The organism is Cohnella baijiui (assembly GCF_020731285.1).
Classification (GTDB): domain Bacteria; phylum Bacillota; class Bacilli; order Paenibacillales; family Paenibacillaceae; genus Cohnella.
Genome location: NZ_JAJFOW010000081.1, coordinates 1 through 6676, shown reverse-complemented (window position 1 = coordinate 6676; position 6676 = coordinate 1). Strand labels below are relative to the sequence as shown.

Sequence of the window (6676 nt, the reverse complement as noted above, 5' to 3'; positions counted from 1 at the left end):
GGCGCGCCCGGCCGCCGGATCGCCGCAGGCGCCGAGGCCCGCGGCGGCGGCCGGCCAAGGGCTCGCCGTCGCCGCGGGCGACAAGGTGCAGCACGCCAAGTGGGGCGTGGGCACCGTGGTGGCCGTGAAGGGCTCCGGCAACGATACGGAGCTGCAGATCGCTTTCCCGGCGCCGGTCGGGGTCAAACGACTGCTCGCGGCGTTCGCGCCGGTGACGAAGATCTGATCGGCGGTCGGGGAGCGGCCTGTCCGCTCCTATCCGCCTGACGGCCAAAGCCGCCGCGCTTTGCGGCGCGGCGGCTTTGGCCCCGGCCGGCTAATGATAGCCGGGCAGGTGGGTATCCGGATCCTTCAGGACGTTGAGAATATCCATATGAATGAGATGTCGTCTCGTCTCCTCCGTGCCTAGCCGGAAGATCGTGCGATAGAGGTCGAGCATCCGCTCGTTATATTGATCGGTCGCGGGATCGTGATCCGCCGACTTGTAAGGGATCATTCCGCGGAGGAACGTTCGCTCCGTCTGATCCTCCTTGATGGCGAGCAGCGTCTCGAGCTGATCCTTCTCCCTCTCCGTGGCCAGGACCATGAGCTGGTCCGACACTTGCGACTCGTGGCGGCTCACGGTTCCCGCGGAGACGGATACATAATAGAGCTGTTTTTCGTTTTGACGTTCGTCCTGACGATCGGCGGACAGGTTGTCGCCCGGCTTGTCCGAAGGTCGATCCATGCATATCCCCTCCCTTTTCGCGAAGGACTCGGCAGGGAGGAGGAGGAGTCCCGACTCCCCGGGCCGAATCGTATCGGACGTTGGACGGCTCGCTTTCTCCGGGAAGGCAAGCCGGAGTCCTTGTCACTTTTTTACACGAACGACCGGGTTCTTGAATCAACTCGGACCGTTCGACCATCAACCCGGCTACCGGGACAAGAGAGGCAGATCCTCCCATGACGGAACCGCTGCAGCGGATTCGCGAGCTCGTGAGCGAGCTGAATGTGCACGCCCATCGCTATTACACGGAAGACAAGCCGACGATCAGCGACAAGGAGTACGACGCGCTCTACGACGAGCTCGTCCGACTCGAAGCGGAGACGGGCGTCGTTCTGCCGGATTCGCCTACGCACCGCGTCGGCGGGGAGGTTTTGAAGGGCTTTGAGCCTCACCGCCACCTCTCCCGCCTGTGGAGCCTCGACAAAGCGCAAAATCTCGAAGATTTGAAGGCGTGGGCCCAACGGGCGAACAAGCTGATCGCCGATTTCAACGCGAAGCATCCGGAGGATCCGCTGCCCGCGCCGGAGTATGGGATCGAGCTGAAATTCGACGGGCTGACGCTGAACCTGACGTATACCGACGGCGAGCTGGCGCAAGCTTCGACCCGCGGCAACGGCGTCGTCGGCGAGGGCATCCTGGCGCAGGTGCGGACGATCCGTTCGCTGCCGCTCACGATTCCATACCGCGACGGCACGATCGAAGTGCAGGGCGAAGGCATCATGCGCCTGTCCGTTCTCGAGGCGTACAACCAAACGGCGGCGGAGCCGCTCAAAAACGCGCGCAACGCCGCGGCCGGCGCCCTGCGTAACTTGAACCCGCGCGTGACCGCCTCCCGCAAGCTCGACGCTTTCTTCTATAATGTAGGCTACACCGACGGCGGCGTGACGTTCGCCACCCAGCAGGAGATGCTGCAGTTTTTGCGGGACAACGGCTTCCCCGTCAATTCGTTCGCCCGGTACTATACGAATATCGAAGACGTGGCCGAGGAATTGACCGCGATCGTGACGTTCCGGCACGAGTTGGACTACCTCATCGACGGAGCGGTCGTCAAGCTGACGGACATGCGGACGCGCGAGGCGCTCGGCTACACGGACAAGTTCCCGCGCTGGTCCGTCGCCTTCAAGTTCGAAGCGGAAGAGACGACGACCGTGCTCGAATCGGTATCCTGGGAACTGGGCCGCACGGGCAAGGTGACGCCGCTGGCCCGCGTGGAAGCGGTCGAGCTCGCGGGCGTCACGGTCCAGAATTGCACGTTGAACAACATCGGCGACATCGAGCGGAAAAACTTGACCCACGCCTTGGGCACGCGCGTCTTTATTCGCCGTTCGAACGACGTCATCCCCGAAATTCTCGGCAAGGCCGACGATGAGCCGGGCGAACCGATCGCGGTCCCGGACGTCTGCCCGGGCTGCGGCACGCCGCTTGAGATGCGGGGCGCCCACCTGTACTGCCCGAACCGGCTCGGCTGCAAGCCGCAGATCGTCGGCCGGATCACCCACTTCGCTTCGCGGGACTGCATGGATATCGAGACGTTCAGCGGCAAGACGGCCGAGCAGCTGTTCGAGGAGCTGAACGTTCGCGATCCGTCCGACCTTTATGCGCTGCAATTCGAGAATCTCGTCGGGCTGCAGCGGTTCGGCGAGAAGAAGGCGAGCAACCTGCTGGCTTCGATCGAGAAGTCCAAGTCCCGCGACCTGGCGGCGTTCTTGAACGCGCTGGGCATCCCGAATACGGGCAAAGCGACGACGAAAATGCTGGCCGACCATTATCGCGACCTGGACCGGGTGATGGCTGCAGAAGCGGAGGAGCTGGTGACGCTGCCGGATGTCGGCGGCATCGTCGCCGAGAGCATCGCGGGCTTCTTCCGCGACCCGCTCATTCAAGAAAGCATCGCGCGGATGCGGTCGCTGGGGGTGCGCGCCGAAGCGGAACAGCCGGCGGCGGCAGCCGCCGACGAGAGCCATCCGTTCTACGGCAAGACGGTCGTGCTGACGGGCACGCTGACGCTGCTGACGCGCGACGAAGCGTCCAAGCGCCTGGAAGCGCTCGGGGCGAAGGTGTCGGGGAGCGTCTCCAAAAAGACGGACCTCGTCATCGCGGGCGAGAGCGCGGGCAGCAAGCTGGCCAAGGCGCGCGATCTGGGCGTGCCGGTGCTCGAGGACGAAGCCGAGCTGGTGCGGCTGCTCGGACTGTAAGGCAAGACAGACGATCAGGCTTCCACCCCCGCCGGGACGCGGGCGGCGGAAGCCTTTTTCGATGGCGCGAGAAGGGCCGTCTCTTCCCATTACCTGCAACTTCTAAGATCGGCCATCGTCTAATGTTCCAAAGAAGCGGAGCGGAGGAACCTTCGTATGAAATCATTCAAAAGCCGCGCGAGCCGGCTGGCCGCGAGGGGTGCGATTCTGCTGTTGCTGGCCGGATGCGATTCGTCCGACCCAGTTCTGTCAGGCCTGCCGTCCCCCTCATCCTCGGCGACCGCGGATCCCGTGCAGACGGCCGGCCCCGCCGAAGCGTTCGTACCGCCCCGCCTCGACTGGACGCCGGAGCAGTTCGACGTGTCGTTCCGCGCGGGATGGACCCCGGACGAGGCGCGGTCCGCCATGGGTCAGCCCGACGAGATGCAGGAGGCGGCCTGGTACCGGGCTTCGAAGCTGGTCACCGTCGACAGATGGACGTACGAGACGGAGAGCGGACGGCTGGAGCTGCTCTGGTCGAAGGAGGGCCGGCCGCAGCTTCGGGACGCGATTTTCTACGGACGTACGCCCGAAGGGGAGCGCAGTTCGTACGTGCCGGCGATGGGTGCGCAGAAGGAAGCTTCGTCCTCGGAAGAAAACGCGCCCGCCCGGCAGGCGAAGCTTCGCATCGGCCAACGGGTATCGGCCACGGTCGCGACGGTCGGCTACGACATGCGCGCGGGCGCTAAGCCGATCTACAACTATATGGCGTTGCCGGGGCGCCCGGTCACGCTGGTCGCGTTGACCCGGGAGATGGCCGAGGTGGACGACGACGGATTCCGAAGCTGGATTCCGGTCTGGTATTTGACCGGCGAATCGGGACAAGTCCACGAGATCGCGCCGCGGCTTTTGCAGGTCGGGGAGGAAGGCGCGACCGCCGTATGGTACCCGGGAGCCGTCGATGCAGTCGCTAGCCTTTCCGCCGGCGACCGTGTTTATGCCGTGCAAGTTTATGCAGACTGGCTCGGCGTTGCCGTACCGGACCGCGTTTCTGACGGCGGCTACGGCCTGCTTTGGGTGCGGGCCGACCGGCTTCGTGAGGTGCACGGGGTGTCCGCATCGTTCGAACCGAGCCTTCCGGCGGCAGCGGACGAAGCCGCGGCCTATGTGCGGAGCGCGCTGGGAATCGGCGCCAAGCGGGAGCGGACGGAAGCGCTTCTCGGACCGCCGACGGCCGTCGAGCGCTCGGGCAACGTTGCCATGCCCGGGCAGCTGCAGACGCTGGAAACGTGGCGCTACGAGAATGAAGAGGCGCTGCTGGAGCTGACTTGGGCCGAGGACGGCACGCTGCGCAACGAGCGTTTCCGAGATTGGACGGGCTACAAGGACTTCGGCAACGACGAATGGGCGGCGTTGCCGGAGGGACAAGTGCCGAAGGCGGAGCGGCTGCAGGCGGAAGCGTCCGCCCCCCATCCGTTTGCCGACACCCGGCAAACCGAAGCCCGGTGGCGGACGGCGCTGCCGCTTCCCTACAACTATTTGATCGGTCTAGCCGGCTCGACGCTGCTCGTGGCGGGCGAGGACGGAGGCTTCAGCGGCATGCACGAGGATTCGCGGCTGTATGGGCTCGATCGCGAGACGGGGCGGATGTTGTGGCAGCATTCGTTTGGTTATGCCGAGCATCTGTACGCCTTGTCGGGGGATGGACGCACGATCGCGTTCGCCAAACGGATCGCGGAGGAACCGGAGGGGACGGGGGCGACGTACCGGCTCTACGCTCTGAATCCTTCAAACGGCGATGTGCGCTGGAGCCGGGATTTGAAGTTCCAAGGGGCGGTCGGGGATGTCCGGCTAACCGCGGCGGGATCGAAGCTCGGCCTCTCCTATACGGTTTTCGAAGGGGAAGGCGAGTCGAGGAAGGTGACGACGTATCTGGAGGCAAGGCAGCTGGACACGGGCAATCGGCTATGGGGGCAGGAACTGGACGGAGAAGGCGGTCTGGTCCTGCAGGACGGCAGAATGCCGTATTTCGTCGTCGGGCTCGGCGCCACCGGTGCGGCTCAGGGAACGCTGACCGCGTTTCGGGCGGAGGACGGAAGGCGGATGTGGCGGCTGAACGAGCGGGCGCCGATCGATACGTTCGACGACGGCGCGATCCAATTCGACCCGCGGAACCTTACGGCCGGACCGGGCGGCTATTGGACGCGGCAGCAGGACGATCTTATCCTAGCAGACAAGGCGACGGGACGACCGAAAGTGAGCCTGGCATCCCCGGCCCAATCTCGTCTCACGATCCTGAACGACCGGTACGCGCTGCTCGCCGTGCCGCAAGACGGAAAAACCTGGTATGCCAGCGAGGAAGGATCGACCGCCTTGCTCGATCTGCCATCCGGCCGTTCGCTATGGTCGATGCCTGGCTTGGCGGCGGACGGACTGATTGACGGCGGGGATTTGTATGTGCGCATGGACGGCAAGTTGGTTAAGGTCGATTTGCGAACCGGCGACGTCCGCTGGGCGTCCGAATACGGAATTAGCGGGAAAATGGTGCCGCATAGTGGCATACTGGTCGTCGAGAGCATGCCGGACGTGATCGCAGTCGACAAAACGAACGGGAAAGTCCTGTATCGATTCGGGGGCATCCGGATCGGAAGCTACGACTTTCCTCCGCAACGGCAAGCTTACGGGCTGTTGACCGTGCTGGACGGCAGCCTGTATGCAGGTTCCTCCAACGGCACGTTCGCGCGGCTGGATTGACGGAATGGTCCGTGCGGCGAACATTCGGATGCCGCGATCGAGATTTCCTGTCCAAAAAGGAAGGGAGATCCGGAAGGAAGGTTCTCGTTGTTCTGGGCGCCGTGACGAACGCGATGGCGAGCCGAAACGCAAAACACCCCCGATCGTTAAGGGCCGGGGGTGTTTTGCAAGTCGCCGAGAGCCACAGGAGGATTAGGACGGGGTGATGCGACGGCGCGCCTTGAATTGCTTGTATTGGAAGTAGATCGTACAGCCCACGCAGTAGCCGAGCAGCGCGGCGCCGGCGGCTGCGATCAGCATCGCTGCGAAGATGTAGCCGACGACGTTCCAGCCGAGGGCGAAGGCGAGCAGCGACAGCGTCAGGAACAGGACGGCGAGCGAATTGTTGAATCGGGTCAGCTCGGCGGCTTGCGTCTCTTTGCCTTCCGGGTTCAGGAAAGGCTTGGCGATCAGGACGAATACGTTGCCCCGCCCCTGGGTCAGCAAGCCGACGACCTGCACGAGCCAGAGCGCGGCAAGCAGCCAGGGCTGGGAGAGAACGAAGGAAAGCACGACGAACAGGACGATGCCGGCTTGATTAGACTTGATATAAGGCAGGGGAATCTCGCGCATGCGCAACGCCTCCCGGACAGATGGTTGGTTTTAAACCCAACTTATCTCATCGGGATAACAAAGTCAATGGAGTGATGCGTATACGATAGACTTTCCTATATATAAAAGCACTTGCCCGATTGCAATGTCATTTATTACCTGTTGCAATCGGTTGTCCAGCTTGGTATATTAGATCTCGCCCCTCCGAGAGAAGGGCGGCCGGAGAACGAAACAAACGCGATCGTCAATAAGATGGTTGACAAGCTCCGGTGAAGCTGATAGTATTTATTGCTGTCGGCTCCGAAAGCGACACAGTAGCGAAGCCCTTCGGGCCTAGCGATTGCTCCTTGAAAACTGAACATCGAGCGTAAGCTTACAACGGACCCTGTCG

The 6676-nt window shown here is 63.3% G+C and carries 4 protein-coding genes and 1 pseudogene; 3 read left to right on the top strand and 2 right to left on the bottom strand.

The genetic code is table 11. From position 1 onward, the window contains the following. Positions 1-226, top strand: a pseudogene (locus LKX83_RS31610) (ATP-dependent DNA helicase PcrA); the annotation flags it as partial. 90 nt (positions 227-316) lie between these two features. Here the strand turns inward: LKX83_RS31610 and LKX83_RS31605 are convergent. After that, positions 317-727 carry a hypothetical protein gene (locus LKX83_RS31605; RefSeq protein WP_227887225.1) on the bottom strand — a complete coding sequence of 137 codons (411 nt, stop codon included), beginning with the start codon at positions 725-727 and terminating at the stop codon, positions 317-319. A gap of 215 nt (positions 728-942) precedes the next feature. Here LKX83_RS31605 and ligA point away from each other — a divergent pair, with 215 nt between their 5' ends. Next, positions 943-2961 (top strand): NAD-dependent DNA ligase LigA, encoded by a 2019-nt coding sequence (ligA, locus tag LKX83_RS31600; protein ID WP_227887224.1) that lies wholly within the window; start codon positions 943-945, stop codon positions 2959-2961. A 156-nt stretch (positions 2962-3117) separates the two neighbouring features. Continuing rightward, positions 3118-5694, top strand: coding sequence for an outer membrane protein assembly factor BamB family protein (locus LKX83_RS31595; RefSeq protein WP_227887222.1), 2577 nt, complete (start codon positions 3118-3120; stop codon positions 5692-5694). A gap of 192 nt (positions 5695-5886) precedes the next feature. Here LKX83_RS31595 and LKX83_RS31590 read toward each other — a convergent pair whose 3' ends face one another. Beyond that, positions 5887-6306, bottom strand: coding sequence for a DUF4395 domain-containing protein (locus LKX83_RS31590; RefSeq protein WP_227887221.1), 420 nt, complete (start codon positions 6304-6306; stop codon positions 5887-5889). Positions 6307-6676 lie beyond the last annotated feature (370 nt).

What these genes read in the sequence shown, in the direction of transcription:
- LKX83_RS31595 (WP_227887222.1), top strand. Translation starts at nt 3,118, where the DNA reads ATGAAATCATTCAAAAGCCGCGCGAGCCGGCTGGCCGCGAGGGGTGCG.
- LKX83_RS31590 (WP_227887221.1), bottom strand. Translation starts at nt 6,306, where the DNA reads ATGCGCGAGATTCCCCTGCCTTATATCAAGTCTAATCAAGCCGGCATC.
- ligA (WP_227887224.1), top strand. Translation starts at nt 943, where the DNA reads ATGACGGAACCGCTGCAGCGGATTCGCGAGCTCGTGAGCGAGCTGAAT.
- LKX83_RS31605 (WP_227887225.1), bottom strand. Translation starts at nt 727, where the DNA reads ATGGATCGACCTTCGGACAAGCCGGGCGACAACCTGTCCGCCGATCGT.